The organism is Massilia sp. BGA-UO-ETr-WB1, assembly GCF_059567845.1.
Window position 1 is genome coordinate 549,293 of the sequence record NZ_JCAQOT010000025.1, and the last position, 15,046, is coordinate 564,338.

A 15,046-nucleotide genomic window follows, 5' to 3' on the forward strand; every position below is an offset into this window, starting at 1 on the left:
TTATTTTCCCTTGGGGGGCCGCACCCGTATCGTCAGGCGGCCCTCGCTTTTTGTCTCGAAGTCCTGCACCTGCTGGATCATGCGCGCGTCCAGCACGTGGTCGGCGGCCAGCAGCATCAGGCCGTCGCGGCTGACCAGGTCGCGCGCCAGCACCATGCCGGGCACCAGCTCGCCGGACAGCATCTCCACCCCGTTGGCTTCGTCGCCGGCGCCGCCGTCGACCACCTGGCGGAAGGCGTTCACCACGTTGGGGTCGTAGCGCTTGCCGCTGGCGTTGATGATCAGCGACTTGGCCTCGTCGGCGCGCAGGTGGCGCTGCACCATCGCGCCCTGCTGCAGGTTGAAATAGTCCACCGCCAGCGCCAGGATGCGCGCGCCCAGCGGGATGGCCAGGCCGGCCAGGCCGTCCGGGAAGCCGTTGCCGTCGAAGCGCTCCAGCTGGGCGCGCAGGATGGCGGCGCTGCCGCGCAAATCCTCCAGCGGCATCAGCAGTTGCTCGGCGCGCAGCGGGTGCTTGCGGAACAGGCCCAGCTCCTCGCCGTGCAGCATGGTCAGCGGCGTGGCCAGCATGCTGTCGCTGTAGCCGATCTTGCCCAGGTCGTGCAGCAGGCCGGCTACGAAGATGTCTTGGCTTTCCCTGGTGTCCAGCTTGAGCTTGACGGCCATCTTGCGGGCCAGGTCGGCCACCTGGCGCGCGTGGCCGGACAGCGCGCCGCCGCGCATCTCCAGCATGCTGGAGATGACCTTGATGGTGGTGACGAAGTTCTGCTTGAGCTTGTCGTTCGCGGCCACCGCCGCGTCGCGCGACAGCTGCAGCTGCAGCGTGCGCGCCTCGACCTTGGCTTCCAGGCTCTGGTTGAGCGACTTCAGCTCCTCGTTCTGGCGCAGCGTGAGCATCTCCAGGCGCTGCTTCTCCTGCTCCAGCGCGCGCCGCTCCAGGGCGTGGCGCACCACCAGCAGCATGTCGTTGTCGTCCCAGGGCTTGGTGATGTAGCGGTAGATCTCGCCGCAGTTGATCGCGTCCTGGATCGACTGGATGTCGGAGTAGCCGGTCAGCAGCAGGCGCACCGTGTCCGGCCAGCGCTCCTTCACTTGCGCCAGGAAGCGCGCGCCGTCCATTTCCGGCATGCGCATGTCGGAAATGACCAGGTCCACGCTTTCAGTTTCCAGCACCTGCAGGCCCAGCGCGCCGCTTTCGGCCAGCAGCACGCGGTAGCCCTTGGCGCGGAACAGGCGCCGCAGCGAGGCCAGGATGTTGGGTTCGTCGTCCACGCACAGCAGGGTGGGCGGCGGCGGCGCGCTGTCGCCGGCAGTGGCGCCGAAGGCGGCGGCGAAGGGCTGGGCTGGCGTCATGGTTGGCGTCGCGGGGGATTTGATGGCGGAATTCATGCTTGCTCTGGTCCTTGCCCGGCCGGCGCTTCCTCGTGGCGCACCGGCAACAGCACGCGGAAGGTGGTGCCCACGCCCACCGTGGACTGCACAGTGATGCTGCCGTTGTGCTTGCGCACGATGCCGTAGGCCATGGACAGGCCCAGGCCGGTGCCCTTGCCGATCGGCTTGGTGGTGAAGAAGGGGTCGAAGATGCGCGACAGGTTGTCCGGCGCGATGCCGCCGCCGGTGTCCTGCACTTCCAGCCACACCTGCTGCTCTTCCGCGGCGCCGGCGGTCGCGCCCGAGGTGGCGCCGGTGCGCACCGTGATGGTGCCGCGCTCGGCGCCGATGGCGTGCGCCGCGTTCACCACCAGGTTCATCACCACCTGGTTGAGCTGCAGCGGCAGGCACTGGATGTCCGGGATGTCGCCGTATTGCTTGACCACGTCGGCCTTGTACTTGACTTCATTGCTGACGATGTTGAGCGTGGAATCGATGCCCTGGTGCAGGTTGGCCCACACCCATTCCTGGTTGGCGTCCACCCGCGAAAAGTCCTTCAAGTCCTGCACGATGTGGCGCACGCGCACGATGCCTTCCTTCGATTCGTTCATCAGCAAGGGGATGTCCTCGCGCAGGAAGTCCAGGTCCAGGTCTTCGCGCATGGCGCGCAGGCGCTCGGCCACGGCGGCGTCGGCCACGTGCGGCTCGGCGTCGCGGTAGGCTTGCAGCGCGTCGAACAGGCTGCCCAGGTAGCTTTGCAGGGTGCCGAAATTGGAGAAGATGTAACCGATCGGGTTGTTGATCTCGTGCGCCACGCCGGCCGCCAGCTGGCCGATCGAGGCCAGCTTCTCGGACTGCAGCAGCTGCTGCTGGGTCATGCCGAGCTGCTCGTTCAGCTCGGTGAGCTCGATGTTGCGGCGGCGCAGTTCGGCGTCGGCCAGCTCGCGCTGGCGGATGTCGTCCTCCAGCCGCTGGTTGGCCTCGGCCAGCTGGGCGGTACGCTTTTCCACCAGGTGTTCCAGGTTGTCGTGCGCCTTGCGCAGCGCGTTCTCGGCCACGCGCCGTTCGGTCACGTCGCGCAGGGTCTGGATCGCGCCCACCACGCGGCCGGCGCCGTCGCGCAGCGGCGCGGCCGTGAAGTGCAGCCAGTGGCCGCTGGCGCCGATGTTGGGGAAGAAATCCTCGTCCTCGTAGGCGCCCGGGATCAGCGCCGAGCGTTTGTGTTTTTCCCGGTAATACTCGCTGGCGGCCGGGTCCACGCCGGACACGATCAGGTCGGCCAGCAGCGCGCGCTGCTTGGGGTAGAACGCCTGCCAGTGGTTTTGCGTGCCCACCATCTCTGCCGTGCTCCAGCCCAGCAGGTGCTCGCAGGCCTTGTTCCAGTGCGTGATGGTATGCGTGGTGTCGATCACGAAGGTGGCCACCGGGTGGCCGTCCAGGAAAGCCGACAGGTCGAACGCGGGCGCCGCTTCGGCGGCGGAGACCGGTGGGGGGGCGGAAGGGGGCGCGGCGCTGGCTGTGCTTGGGGACATGGCGGTTCCGTTCAGTTGACCAAGATCTGGGCCAGGTCGCGGAAGGTGCGCTCGGACTCGGCGAACACTTCCAGGCAGACCTCGTCGCTCAGCGCGGCGGCGCGCCAGGCTTGCTGGCCCAGCACCGGCACCAGCTCGTCGCTGCGGCCGGAAAACTCCAGCCCGTGCGAGAAGGCGTCGGCCAGGTGCACGGCCAGGGCCAGCGAGGGCGCGTCCAGCTGGTCCGCCGCGTGGTGGCTGGCCACGGCGTGCTGGATCTGCTGCGGGAATTGCCAGCGCGCGGCCAGCGCGCCGCCGATGCCGGCGTGGTCGAAGCCGAACACGGCGCGCTCGGCCTCGGCCTGGTAGCAGTCGTGCTCGCGGCGGTAGGCTTCCATCTGTTCGTATTCGGCCGGATAGCGGGTGGCCAGCACCAGCGTGCCGAGGTCGTGCAGCAGGCCGGCGATGAAGGCGGTGTCCGGGTTCTGGCGCAGCGGCCGCGCCAGCGCGCGCGCGCAGGCGGCCGTGCCCACCGAGTGGCGCCAGAACGCCGGCAAGTCGAAACTGTTGCCGGCCACGCTGTGGAAGCTGCCGGTGATCGAGCAGGCCGTCACCAGGGTGCGGATATTGTGCACGCCCAGCACCGCCACCGCCTGCTGGATGGTGGTCACGCGCGACGGCATGCCGTAGAACGAGGAGTTGGCCAGCCGCAAGGTCTTGGCCGACAGCGACTGGTCCAGCGCGAGCTTGCCGGCCAGCACCTGCATGTCCAGCCCCTCCTGGCCCACGCAAGCGAGCAACTCGCCCACCACGGCGGGCAGCGAGGGCAGGTCTTGCACACGGCGGGCTACATCTTCCATGGTCGGCATCGTCAACTCCGGCTGCGGTAATCGGCCAGCAGCCGCAGCAGCTCGCCGGTGGGTTCGGTCTCGGCGCTGCGGCGGAACAAGTGCTGCAGGCGCTCGACGCATTGCTGGCGGCGCGCGGCCGCCTGTTCGGCCGTCTCGGGCTCGGGCGGCACCAGCACGCTGCAGCTGGCCACGCCGCGCCGGCGCAGCGAGGACAGGGTGCTGTCGCTGAGCACGGCGCCCGGCGGCAGCAGCACCGCGCCGTGCGCGTCCAGCAAGGCTTCGGCCAGCACCATGCCGGCGCTGGCGTCGTCCAGATCGATCACGCTGCTGATACTGCTCATACGGTTTCCTCCTTGCGGCTCAGGGTGATCAGGCTGCCGCGTGACGTGGAGCTGGCGCCCATGGGGTAGACGTCGACCGCGAAGCGCGTGCCGTCGATGTCGGCCTCGTGCGTGCCGGGCGCGCGGCGGCTGCCGGAGGCCATGGCGTCGAAGCCGTCGCCGGCCGGGAACAGTTCCGGCAGCACCACGCAGGCTTCGTTGCCGAGCAGGGCGCCGCCGCGCCGGAACAAGTGGTCGGCGGCCGCGTTGACGAAGGCGATCATGCCCTGGTCGTCCATGCCGATGACCGGCAGCGGCAGGTGCTGCAGCAGCTCGCGCGCCACGTTCAGGCTGATCTCGTCGCGGCTGATCTGCTGCTGCTTCTGGCGCAGCACGTCCTCCAGGCGGCGGTTGGCCGAGGCCAGCTCGTGGTTGACGGTGCGCAGCTCCAGGTTCAAGCGCTCGTTCTCGTCGGCGATTTCCTTCAGCCGGAACGCTTCCGCGATGTGGCCGCGCAGCTGCTCGTCCTCCCACGGCTTGGTGAGGAATTTATAGATCGCGCCCTCGTTCACGGCGTCGGTCACCGATTGCAGCTCGGTGTAGCCGGACAGCATGATGCGCACCGTGTCCGGGTACAGCTCCTTGGCCTTGCGCAGGAAGTCCGCGCCCAGCATGCCGGGCATGCGCTGGTCGGACACGATCACGTCCACCGCGTGCCGCGCCAGCACGTCCAGCCCCTCCGGGCCGCTGTTGGCGGTGTGGATCTGGTATTCGTCGCGGCGCAGCAGGCGCTTCAGCGCCGAGACGATGTTCTGTTCGTCGTCCACCAGCAGCAGCGTGCGCTGCTGCTTCTGCACCCGCAGCAGGTGCGGCGGCAGGCGGCGGTCGTCGCGCAGCAGGGTTTGCACCTCGTCCGGCGTGAGCGGGGGGGCGAAGAAATAGCCCTGGATCAGGTCGCAGCTGTGGCGGCGCAGGAAGTCGCACTGCGCTTCGCTCTCCACGCCTTCGGCCACCACCTGCATGCCCAGCAGGTGGGCCATGGAGATGATGGTCTTGGACAGCGCGGCGTCGCCGCTGTCGGTGACGATGTCGCGGATGAAGGCGCAGTCGATCTTGACGGCGTCGAAGGGATAGCGCTTCAGGTTGCTCAGCGAGGAGTAGCCGGTGCCGAAATCGTCCAGCACCAGCGCCACGCCCAGCGTTTTGAGCGGCTCCAGCAGTTGCAGCTGCTCGGGGCCGGCGGCCGTGTCCTGCGGCAGCGCGGCCTCGGTGATTTCCAGCGCCAGGGCCGACGGCGGCAGGCCGAACTCGTCCAGCGCGGCGGCCACCTGGGCGGCGAACTGGCGGTCGCGGCACTGCTTGGGCGAAACGTTGATGGCCACCCGCACCGGCGGCAGGCCGGCGTCGCGCCAGGCGCGCGCGTCGTGGCAGGCGCGGCGCAGCACCCAGGCGCCGATGGCGCCGATCAGGCCGGCCTCCTCGGCCACCGGCACGAAGCGCTGCGCCGGGATCAGGCCCAGCGACGGATGCTGCCAGCGCACCAGCGCCTCCAGGCTGGACACGGCGCCGCTGCGCATGTCGGCCAGCGGCTGGTAGCGCAGCTGCAGCTCGTCGCGGAACACCGCCAGCCGCAGCGCCGCCTCCATGCCGATGCGTTCCAGCGTGCGGTGGTTCATCTCGGAGGCGAAGAACTGGTAGTGCGCGCCGCCCAGTTCGCGCGCGCGGGTCAGCGCCATGTCGGCGTAGCGCAGCAGGGTGGCGCCGTCGCGCCCGTCCTGCGGGCTGAGCACGATGCCGATGCTGGCGCTGGCGTGCACCAGCTGGCCCTGCAGCGCGAAGGCCGGGGACAGCGCGGCGAAGATGGTTTCGCACACGGCGATGGCGTCCGACGGGTCGGCCACATCGCCCAGGATGACGACGAACTCGTTGCCGCCCAACAGGGCCACGGTGTCCTCGTTGCGCACGCTGGCGCGCACCCGCTCGGCGGCCCCGGCCAGCAGCTGGTCGCCGCCGGCGTGGCCCAGGCTTTCGTTGACGAAGGCGTAGTTGTCGATGCCGATGCACAGCAGGGCCAGCTGGCCGCCGTGGCGCTGCGCCTGCAGCAGCGCCTGCTGCAGGCGGTCGGTGAACAGGTGGCGGTTGGGCAGCCCGGTGAGCCTGTCGTGGGTGCTGTGGAAGGCCAGCCGCTCCTCGCGCTCCTTCAGTTCGGTGATGTCTGTGACGATGCCGATGTAGTGCGCCAGCTCGCCGTGCTGGTCCGGCACCGGCGACAGGAACAGGTCGTTCCAGAACGGCGTGCCGTCCTTGCGGTGGTTGCGCAGCACCACGTGCGCGTCCTCGCCGCCGGCCATGGCCAGGCGCAGCGCGGGCAGCGCGGCGGCGGCCTGGTCGCCGTCCGCGTCCTGCAGGAACAGGCAGCCGCGGCCGAGCAGCTCGTCCAGTGCGTAACCGGTGATGCGGCAGAACGCGGGGTTGGCGTAAATGATGGGGCAGGAAGGCTGGCGCGCATCGGCGATCAGCACGCCGTTCGAACTGGCGGCCAGAGCGCGGGCGGACAACTGCGGCATGGCATCCAATTCCATCGGGCTTTTCCTATGAGTGGACAGCGGACAGGGACAAGCAATTGATTTTTATTATACGGCGGGCACGGCGCTCTGTGCGCGCCCGTACGGAAGCGGCACGCGGCTGGGGGCAATCTGGGACGCGCCATAGACGGCGGCATGGCGCGCGCCCTATGCGGGCAGGGCCGGCGCGGAGTATTCTTGCTTGCAACAAGGAAGCCGGTGGGCGGCGCCTGATGTTGCAGACCAACAACCGGCGCAAGATTTGATTGGCCGCGCTGGTGCCGCCTTATATAGTTGCTACAATAAAAATACCGATACATGATCTGAAAAGTCGTCCTCAAGTCCCATGCTAGACATGGATCATGGCAAAGTTGCCCGAGCCGGTACATTATTCGCCAGAAGAATGTTAACGAGTTAAGAAGGGGGAACGTCAATGACACAGGCATGGGTAGTGCTGACACGCCCGGACGGCCGCGACGTCGCCGCGCCGACCGAGTCCCAGCTCGCCGCGGCGCTGGCGGAAGTCTACAGCGGGGCCGCGCACGGCCCGGACGGCGGCCCCGGCACGGCGGTGCTGCGCTTCGGCTACGACGACGGCCTGATGTACGAGGTGGAAGTGGCCAGCGGCGGCGACATCTGCTTTGCCGAATGGTCCGACCGCGACTGCGAGATCGCCCTGGCCAGCCCGCGCCGCATGGCCGGCGCGCCGCAGGCCGACGCGCTGCAGCTGTGGAAATGGCTGGCGCAGCGCCAGGTGGCCAAGATCCGCAGCCAGTCCTGGTCCGAAGGCTAGTGCGCCATCAGCACCGGCACCGTCATGCTTTCGAGCACGGTGCGGGTGACGCCGCCCAGCAGCGTTTCGCGGAAGCGCGAGTGGCCGTAGGCGCCCAGCACCAGCAGGTCGCAGTTGTGCTCGGCCACCAGCGACAGCAGCGCTTCGCCGGTGCCGGTGGGGCGCTTCAGCAGGCCGGCCCGCTGCGACTGGCGCAGCAGCACCTCGGCCTCGACGCCGTGGCGGGCCAGGTACTGCAGCAATTCCGCGCCGGGCGCGTCGCCATGCAGCGCGCGCTGGCTGTCCGGATCGAACACGGCGATGTGCACGCGCTCGGCGCGCCGCAGCAGCGGCAGCGCCTCGTGCACCGCGCGCGCCGCCTCCTTGCTGGCGTTCCAGGCCAGCATGATGCGCCGCGCCGGCCCGGCCTGGCCCGAGGCCGGCTGCGGCAGCCCCGCATAGGGCACCACCAGCACCGGGCGGCCGGAATGGGTCAGCACCTGGGCCGGAAAGTCGCTGCCGGCCGAGGTGGACACATGTTCGGGATCGGCCTGGCCGATCACCACCAGGTCGGCGTGGCGCGCCATCAGGCTCAGGCCGGCGCCGGGGTCGTCGTCCACCACGCGCTGCTCGAAATCCTGCAGGCCCAGGCGCTGGACCAGCGGGCCGAATTGCTCCAGCGCGCGGTTGGCGCGTTCCCGGAGGAAATTGAGGTGCAGGGCGAGGTTGGGGTCCTGCTCGTCGACGATGGCGTTCTGGTACAGCGCGCGGGCGATGCCGGTCATGGCCACGCCCAGCAGGTGGCCGTCGTCCTGCAGCGCCAGTTCCACCGCGAGGCGGATGCGCTCGGCCACGCGCGGCGTTTCGTCCACGTGCACCAGGATGCTTTTGTAAGACATGCTGCGCTCCTTACGGGAGTGGGGGCATGTCTTGGATTATAGGCTCCTGCGGCGCTAGCTGGCGCGGTCTTCCCTCAGTTGTGCGTAGCGCTCCTTGATATTCTCCACCACGCCGGGCAAATGCTCGGGCTTGCCGGCCGCGATGGCGGCGGCCAGGCCCAGCATGTCGGCCGTGATGCCGATCAGGTCCTTGAGCAGGCTGGCCTGGCGGATGCGGCGCCGCGCCACCGCCACCAGGTCCAGCAGCACGCGCTGCGGCGCGCCCAGGCCGGCCGCCGCCAGCACCGCCGCGTCCACATACAGGGTGTTGGCGCGCTGGCGCAGCGCCACCTCATTCTCGAACAGCGCCTGCGCCGCGCCGTGCGAGATGCCGAAGTCCAGGTTGCCGTTGGCGGGCGCGGCGGCGCCGTGGCCGGGACTGGTTGCAGCAGAGGTGGACGCGTCGGAGCGGGGCGGCAGGCCGGTCAGCGCGGCTTGCGTGGTGCGGTCGTTGTGCGGTTCTCGGGCCGGGCCGCCCGGCGGGTTGCGGCGGATCGCCTTCATGATGCGCAGGTGCAGCTCGTCGGCGCAGGCGGACAGGCTGTCGGCCAGGGTTTCGAAGTCGGCAGCGGTGATGGGCTGGGTCATGGCGTTCTCCTTATTCGGTAACCGGTTCGGCGGTGGAGGTGGCGACGGCCGCGGCGCTGGCGCGCAATTCATTGCCGCTCCCGGCCTGGGCGCTGCGGGCGGCCGCACTGTCCGGCTGCGCCATGTACGCCACCAGCGCCTTGTGGGCCGACGCAATGGCCGCCACGTGCTTGGCCGCCAGCGTGTGGCGCAAGCCGATCAGGCGGTACTCGTTGCGCTTGGCCAGCCGGTGCGACTTGGCCAGCGCCGCCAGCAGGCGGTCGCGCGGCGTGTCGGCGAACTGGATCTCCACCTCCAGCATGCCCAGCACGGTGTCGCGCTCGTTGTCGTTGCTCTTGCTGTAGTAGCGCAGCAGGTTCTGCATCGCCTCCAGCAAGGCCTGCATTTCCTGGTCGCCGTCGCGCACCATGGCCTGCACGGCGCGCTCCTGGTGGGGATTGGTGACGGCGCGCGCCAGCAGTTGCGCCAGGCCGCTGTAGGCGTTCACGTGGCGGTCGGTCAGGCCGGTGTCGGGCCAGGCCTTGATGCCGCTGCCCATGGCCTTGATCGGCTCCTTCAGATCGAAGGCCTCGCCGCCGGCCAGCTTGCCCAGGGTCTGCATGTAGAGCTGCACCGCCTCGTGGATGGCCATCAGGTCCGGATAGGCCACGCGGCGGCGCGCATCGGCCACCCGTTCGCGCTGGTCGGCGGCGGCCGACAGGTAGGGTTGCTGGCGGAGATAGGTGTCGCGGAAGCGCTGGGTCAAGTCGGCATAGCCGCCCAGTTTCGCGGATGCGGCGGCGAATTCGCGCGCCTCGTGCAAACGGGGATTGCCGGCGCAGCCGCCGAGGATAAGCGTGGCAAACAGGGTGGCCAGCGCAGTGGCCAGCACGCGGGGCAGTTTCATTGGTCCTCTCCCAGGAAGGTGAGGACCTATCTTGCTCCGTGCAAAGATCGGGGTTTTGCGCTAGCGCAAACCGGCATCAGCTAGGCTGCCCAGCCAGCCCAGGCCTTCGGTGGTGCCGGCCAGCGGATTGTATTCGCAGCCCACCCAGCCCGCGTAGCCCAGCTCGTCGAGCAGCTTGAACAGGAAGGCATAGTTGATTTCGCCGGTGCCCGGCTCGTGGCGGCCGGGCGAGTCGGCCAGCTGCATGTGGCCGATCTGCGGCAGGCAGGCGCGGATGGTGTTGGCCAGCTCGCCCTCCATGCGCTGCATGTGGTAGATGTCGTACTGCAGCAGGATGTTCGGGCGCGCGCAGGCGGCGATGATGTCCAGCGCCTGGCGGCTGTGGTTCAGGAAATAGCCGGGAATATCGTAGGTGTTGATGGGTTCGATCAGCACCGAGATGCCGTGCTCGTGGCAGCGCTCGGCCGCGTACTGCAGATTGGCCACCAGCGTCTCGCGGGCGCGTTCGGGCGCCAGGCCGCCGGGCAGGATGCCGGCCATGCAATGCAGCTTGGCCACCCCCAGTTCGGTGGCGAATTCGATGGCCTGCTGCACGCCGGCGCGGAACTCCTCGGCGCGGCGCGGATCGCAGGCCATGCCGCGGTCGCCGGCCGCCCAGTCGCCGGGCGGCATATTGTGCAGCACCAGCTGCAGCTGGTGGCGGTGCAGGCGCTGGTTCAGCTGGTCCGGATCATAAGCGTACGGAAACAGGAATTCCACCGCATCGAAGCCCGCCTGGCGCGCCGCCGCGAAGCGGTCCAGGAACGGCAGCTCGGTAAACAGCATCGACAGGTTGGCTGCAAACTTCGGCATGACAATAAGAAAAATGGGGTCAGGGTTAATTAAGTATATAACTTAATTAACCCTGACCCCATTTTGCTTTTTAGCTACGGGGGTTCGGCCCACGCCGCCCCGCGGCGTGAGCCCCCCATTTTGCTTTTTAGCTACGGGGGTTCGGCCCACGCCGCCCCGCGGCGTGAGCCCCCCATTTTGCTTTTTAGCTACGGGGGTTCGGCCCACGCCGCCCCGCGGCGTGCGCCCCCCATTTTGCCTCCCGGCATGCCGGGAGGAGGGAGCTTAGCGGCCGCGGCCGCCGGAGCGGTGCGGGGGCGCGGCGCGCGGGGCGCTGCGGCCGCCGCCCGGGGCTGCCGGGGCGCGGCCGCCGCCGGCGTTGCCGCCGCCACCGCCGCCGCCATTGCCGGCGCTGCGCGGTTTGCCTGCGCCGCCGGCGCTGGCGCCTGCGGCCGGCTTGCTGCGGCCGTTGCCGCCGCCACCGCCACCCTGGCGCGGGGCGTTGCGGTGGTGGCCGGCGCCGCTGCGCAGCTGGATAGGCTGGGCGCGCGCGTTCGGGTCCGGCTCAAAGCCGGGGATCACTTCACGCGGCAGCGTCTGCTTGATGAGCTTTTCGATGTCTTTCAGCATGATGTGCTCGTCCACGCACACCAGCGACACCGCTTCCCCGGTGGCGCCGGCGCGGCCGGTGCGGCCGATGCGGTGCACATAGTCTTCCGGCACGTTCGGCAGGTCGTAGTTCACCACGTGCGGCAGCTGGTCGATGTCGATGCCGCGCGCGGCGATGTCGGTGGCCACCAGCACTTGCAGCGTGCCGTCCTTGAACTCGGCCAGCGCGCGGGTGCGCGCAGCCTGGCTCTTGTTGCCATGGATGGCCATGGCGCCGATGCCGTCGTTGCCCAGCTGTTCCACCAGCTTGTTGGCGCCGTGCTTGGTGCGCGTAAACACCAGCACCTGCGTCCACTTGTGGGTGCGGATCAGGTAGGACAGCATCGGATGCTTCTTGTCGCGGTCGACCGGGTAGATCTTTTGCGCGATCACTTCCACGGTGGAGTTGCGGCGCGCCACTTCGATGGTGGCAGGACTGTCCAGCAGGTTGTCGGCCAGGGCCTTGATCTCGTCCGAGAAGGTGGCCGAGAACAGCAGGTTCTGGCGCTTCGGCGGCAGCGCGGCCAGCACTTTCTTGATGTCGCGGATGAAGCCCATGTCCAGCATGCGGTCGGCCTCGTCCAGGATCAGGATCTCGACCTTGCTCAGGTCGATGGTCTTTTGCATCATGTGGTCCAGCAGGCGGCCCGGGGTGGCGACCAGGATGTCGACGCCGTGCTTGAGCTGCTTGATCTGCGGATTGATGCTGACGCCGCCGAAAATGACGGCGGAGTTCAGGTTGGTGTACTTGCCGTACACGCGCACGCTTTCCTCGACCTGTGCCGCCAGTTCGCGGGTCGGGGTCAGGATCAGGGCGCGGATCGGGCGCGCGGCGGTGCGGTTGCTCTGCTTGGCGCCGTTGGCGTCGGTGGACAGGCGGTGCAGGATGGGCAGGGTGAAGCCGGCGGTCTTGCCGGTGCCGGTCTGTGCGCCGGCCAGCAGGTCGCCGCCGTTCAGTACAGCCGGAATCGCTTGGGTCTGGATAGGCGTCGGCGTGGTGTAACCGGTTTCGGCGACAGCGCGGACGAGGGCGTCAGACAGACCAAGGGTAGAAAATGACATGATGACTTTTAGTTAAGATCGGCTCGTCGCCTTTTGGGCGCCAGTCGGAGGCAATCAGTTTTTACTCGGGGTGGCGGCCATGGACTGGTCGAGGTGCCGCTGCGGCGAGTATAACAGCTAGTTGTCGTTCAAGTTGCGGCAGGGAAATGAAAAAGGGGCCGCAGCCCCTTTTATTTTGTAACAAAGTTACTTAAATTATTTCATTGCCAACTAAAGTCCGGCAAACATCAGGCAAATTCAGCCAACAGGCCGATCATCTGGCCGAACACCTTCGGGCTGCCGGCGATGACGTTGCCCTTGTGCAGGTAGTCGGACTCGCCGTTGAACTCGGCGATGATGCCGCCCGCTTCCGACACCAGCAGCGCGCCGGCGGCGATGTCCCACGGCTTCAGGCCTTTTTCGTAGAAGCCGTCCAGGCGGCCGCAAGCGACGTAGGCCAGGTCCAGCGCGGCCGAGCCGGCGCGGCGCACACCGTGGCTGCGTTCGGCCATGATGCCGTACATTTTCAGGTATTCGGTCAGCGCGGCAGGGTTGCCGGCCTGGTAGCCGGTGCCCAGCAGGGCCTTGGCGATGCGGTCCAGCTTGCCCACGCGGATGCGCTTGTCGTTCAGGAAGGCGCCCGAACCTTTTTCAGCGGTGAACAGGTCGTTGCGCACCGGGTCGTAGACCAGGGCCAGCGTGATGACGCCGCGGTGCTGCAGGGCCATGGAGATGGCGTACTGCGGGAAGCCGTGAATGAAATTGGTGGTGCCGTCGAGCGGATCGATGATCCACAGGTACTCGGTCTCGTCGTTCACATTGGCGGAGGCGCCGGATTCTTCGCACAGGAAGCCGTGGTCGGGATAGGCTTTGCTCAGCACTTCGATGATGGCCTGTTCAGCAGCGGTGTCGACGTCGGTGACGAAGTCGTTGTGTTGCTTCTCATTGACGATGACGCGGTCGAGGTCGAAACTGGCGCGGTTGATGACGGCGGCGCCGCGGCGGGCGGCTTTGATAGCCGTGTTGAGCATTGGGTGCATGGTAGCTTCCGTGAAAAAAACGCTGCTGCCCGCCGGGCGCGGTGCATCCAGGCAGGGTGGCGTGTAGCAATGTGAAAAAGCGATTGTGAGAAAGAGCGGTGCGGGAACGGGTTGGAATGGTTAGAATGCCACCGAAATCCATCTCGAACGCGCGTAGTGGCGCTATTTTAAATGATGCAGCCTCAAAATACAGCGACTCTTTTTCACCGCCTGCGAATAATTCTGGTCGAAACTAGTCGTCCTGGCAACATTGGTTCGGTGGCGCGCGCCATGAAAACCATGGGTTTCAGCGAGCTGGTGCTGGTGACGCCGCGCTTTGAAGGCATGCTGGAGCACGAGGAGGCGGTGGCGTTCGCCAGCGGCGCGCAGGATATCCTGGCCTCGGCGCGCATCGTCTGCAGCATGGCCGAGGCGCTGGAAGGCATCAATTTCGCCGCCGCCGTGTCGGCCCGCCTGCGCGAGTACTCGCCGCCGGTGCTGGCGCCGCGCCAGTTCGCAGAACAGGCGGCGGCCGGCCCCGAGCTGCACGCGGCGCTGATTTTCGGCAACGAGCGCTTCGGCTTGCCGAACGAAATCGTGGAAAAGTGCAATGCGCTGATCAATATCCCGGCCAACCCGGATTATTCCTCGCTGAACCTGGCGCAGGCGGCCCAGGTGCTGGTGTATGAATGCAGGATGGCGGCCCTGGCTGCCATCGCCGTGGCCGCTGCTCCCGCCGAACCCGCCATCGGCTTTCAGGGCGAGGCGGCCAGCCTGGCGCAGATCGACGGCATGTATGCGCACCTGGAACAGGCGCTGGTGGCGATCGGCTTCCTGGACGCGAACAACCCGCGCAAGCTGATGCCGCGGCTGAAGCGCATGTTTTCCCGCACCCAGCTGGAAACCGAGGAAGTGAACATTTTGCGCGGCATTGCGCGCAAGATCACGGACAAACTCGCGGACAAGACGAAGTAAGCTCACCCAATATCGAACGGCGCCGCCTGGCCGCCGTACAGCCGTTCCATGATGGCGCGCTCGCGTCCGGTGACGGCGGCGACGAACTCGCGCGGCCGCTTCATGCGCTTGAAGGCTGTAAATCCGCGCTCCAGGAACTGCTGCAGGTTGCCCAGGCCGGCCAGCCGGGCCGGGCCGCGCATCAGCATCAGGGTGCCGCTCAGCATGGGCACGCGCACCAGCTGGCCCAGCGAATCGCCCAGCGCCTGCACCAGGTCCAGCTGCCGCTCGCGCTCGGCGCGGCCCAGGGCCTGGCGGTAGGCTTCTATATAAGCGGCTTCGCTGAACTGCGGACCGAGCAGGCGGGCCATGGCCGTGTCCAGGCGCTCGGCCAGCGCGTCCAGCTGCATCGCTTCGGTGATGGTTTGCAGCGCGTCGGCCGGCAGCACGCGCTGCATGGTGGGGGCGATGCGCTCCAGGTCGGTATCCCGCTGGCTCAGGTCGTGGGTGCCGTACAGCTCTTCCAGGAAAAACCCGGCGGCCTGGCGGGTGTCGGGCGCGGCCAGCAGGTCGGCATGGGTGCGCGCCAGGCGGGCGGCCTGGAAGGTTTTCAGCGCCAGGCGCGCCGATTGCAGGGCCGGATCGCATCCGGCGGCCTGGCGCTCCAGCCGGGCGGCGCGCAGCTGCTGTTCCAGCGGGCTTGCGAGATGTTCGTTCTTCATGGTGAATTTTTACCAGAAGCAAATAGATGC

Annotated in this window: 14 protein-coding genes; 2 read left to right on the top strand and 12 right to left on the bottom strand. The window is 68.0% G+C overall.

The window, feature by feature from the left end:
- The 5 genes from nosR to AC56DV_RS20665 are packed head-to-tail and all read right to left on the bottom strand — an operon-like array spanning nt 1 to nt 6,635.
- Nucleotides 1-1,389, bottom strand: coding sequence for a response regulator c-di-GMP phosphodiesterase, NosR family (gene nosR, locus AC56DV_RS20645; protein WP_496316101.1), 1,389 nt, complete (start codon nt 1,387-1,389; stop codon nt 1-3).
- Nucleotides 1,386-2,903 carry a PAS domain-containing sensor histidine kinase gene (locus tag AC56DV_RS20650; RefSeq protein ID WP_496316102.1) on the bottom strand — a complete coding sequence of 506 codons (1,518 nt, stop codon included), beginning with the start codon at nt 2,901-2,903 and terminating at the stop codon, nt 1,386-1,388. The genes nosR and AC56DV_RS20650 overlap by 4 nt, the downstream gene beginning before the upstream one ends.
- An 11-nt stretch (nt 2,904-2,914) precedes the next feature.
- The gene (locus AC56DV_RS20655; RefSeq protein ID WP_496316103.1) at nt 2,915-3,742 is read right to left on the bottom strand and encodes an HDOD domain-containing protein; all 828 of its coding nucleotides are present in this window, start codon (nt 3,740-3,742) and stop codon (nt 2,915-2,917) included.
- A gap of 11 nt (nt 3,743-3,753) precedes the next feature.
- Nucleotides 3,754-4,074 (bottom strand): hypothetical protein, encoded by a 321-nt coding sequence (locus AC56DV_RS20660; protein WP_496316104.1) that lies wholly within the window; start codon nt 4,072-4,074, stop codon nt 3,754-3,756.
- The gene (locus AC56DV_RS20665) at nt 4,071-6,635 is read right to left on the bottom strand and encodes an EAL domain-containing protein (RefSeq protein ID WP_496316105.1); all 2,565 of its coding nucleotides are present in this window, start codon (nt 6,633-6,635) and stop codon (nt 4,071-4,073) included. The genes AC56DV_RS20660 and AC56DV_RS20665 overlap by 4 nt, the downstream gene beginning before the upstream one ends.
- 415 nt (nt 6,636-7,050) lie before the next feature.
- Here AC56DV_RS20665 and AC56DV_RS20670 point away from each other — a divergent pair, with 415 nt between their 5' ends.
- The gene (locus tag AC56DV_RS20670) at nt 7,051-7,410 is read left to right on the top strand and encodes a hypothetical protein (protein ID WP_107870841.1); all 360 of its coding nucleotides are present in this window, start codon (nt 7,051-7,053) and stop codon (nt 7,408-7,410) included.
- Here the strand turns inward: AC56DV_RS20670 and AC56DV_RS20675 are convergent.
- From AC56DV_RS20675 to AC56DV_RS20700, 6 genes are all read right to left on the bottom strand, one after another.
- On the bottom strand, nt 7,407-8,288 hold the full coding sequence (locus AC56DV_RS20675) for a universal stress protein (RefSeq protein ID WP_496316106.1): 882 nt from the start codon (nt 8,286-8,288) through the stop codon (nt 7,407-7,409). The two genes, AC56DV_RS20670 and AC56DV_RS20675, sit on opposite strands and share 4 nt — an antisense overlap.
- 54 nt (nt 8,289-8,342) lie before the next feature.
- Nucleotides 8,343-8,915, bottom strand: a complete 573-nt coding sequence (locus tag AC56DV_RS20680; protein ID WP_496316107.1) for a hypothetical protein — start codon at nt 8,913-8,915, stop codon at nt 8,343-8,345.
- 10 nt (nt 8,916-8,925) lie between these two features.
- Nucleotides 8,926-9,801 (bottom strand): hypothetical protein, encoded by an 876-nt coding sequence (locus tag AC56DV_RS20685; RefSeq protein ID WP_496316108.1) that lies wholly within the window; start codon nt 9,799-9,801, stop codon nt 8,926-8,928.
- Nucleotides 9,802-9,861: 60 nt separating this feature from the next.
- Complete coding sequence (gene otnI / locus AC56DV_RS20690) at nt 9,862-10,653, bottom strand: 2-oxo-tetronate isomerase (RefSeq protein ID WP_496316109.1); 792 nt, start codon at nt 10,651-10,653, stop codon at nt 9,862-9,864.
- A 264-nt stretch (nt 10,654-10,917) separates the two neighbouring features.
- On the bottom strand, nt 10,918-12,342 hold the full coding sequence (locus AC56DV_RS20695) for a DEAD/DEAH box helicase (RefSeq protein WP_496316110.1): 1,425 nt from the start codon (nt 12,340-12,342) through the stop codon (nt 10,918-10,920).
- 227 nt (nt 12,343-12,569) lie between these two features.
- Nucleotides 12,570-13,352 carry an inositol monophosphatase family protein gene (locus AC56DV_RS20700; RefSeq protein WP_496316433.1) on the bottom strand — a complete coding sequence of 261 codons (783 nt, stop codon included), beginning with the start codon at nt 13,350-13,352 and terminating at the stop codon, nt 12,570-12,572.
- Between the two features lie 180 nt (nt 13,353-13,532).
- Here AC56DV_RS20700 and AC56DV_RS20705 point away from each other — a divergent pair, with 180 nt between their 5' ends.
- Entirely contained in the window at nt 13,533-14,315 is a 783-nt protein-coding gene (locus tag AC56DV_RS20705) for an RNA methyltransferase (RefSeq protein ID WP_496316111.1), read from the top strand.
- A 2-nt stretch (nt 14,316-14,317) separates the two neighbouring features.
- Here the strand turns inward: AC56DV_RS20705 and AC56DV_RS20710 are convergent, their stop codons facing one another.
- On the bottom strand, nt 14,318-15,016 hold the full coding sequence (locus AC56DV_RS20710) for a DUF8198 family protein (protein WP_496316112.1): 699 nt from the start codon (nt 15,014-15,016) through the stop codon (nt 14,318-14,320).
- Nucleotides 15,017-15,046: the final 30 nt, after the last annotated feature.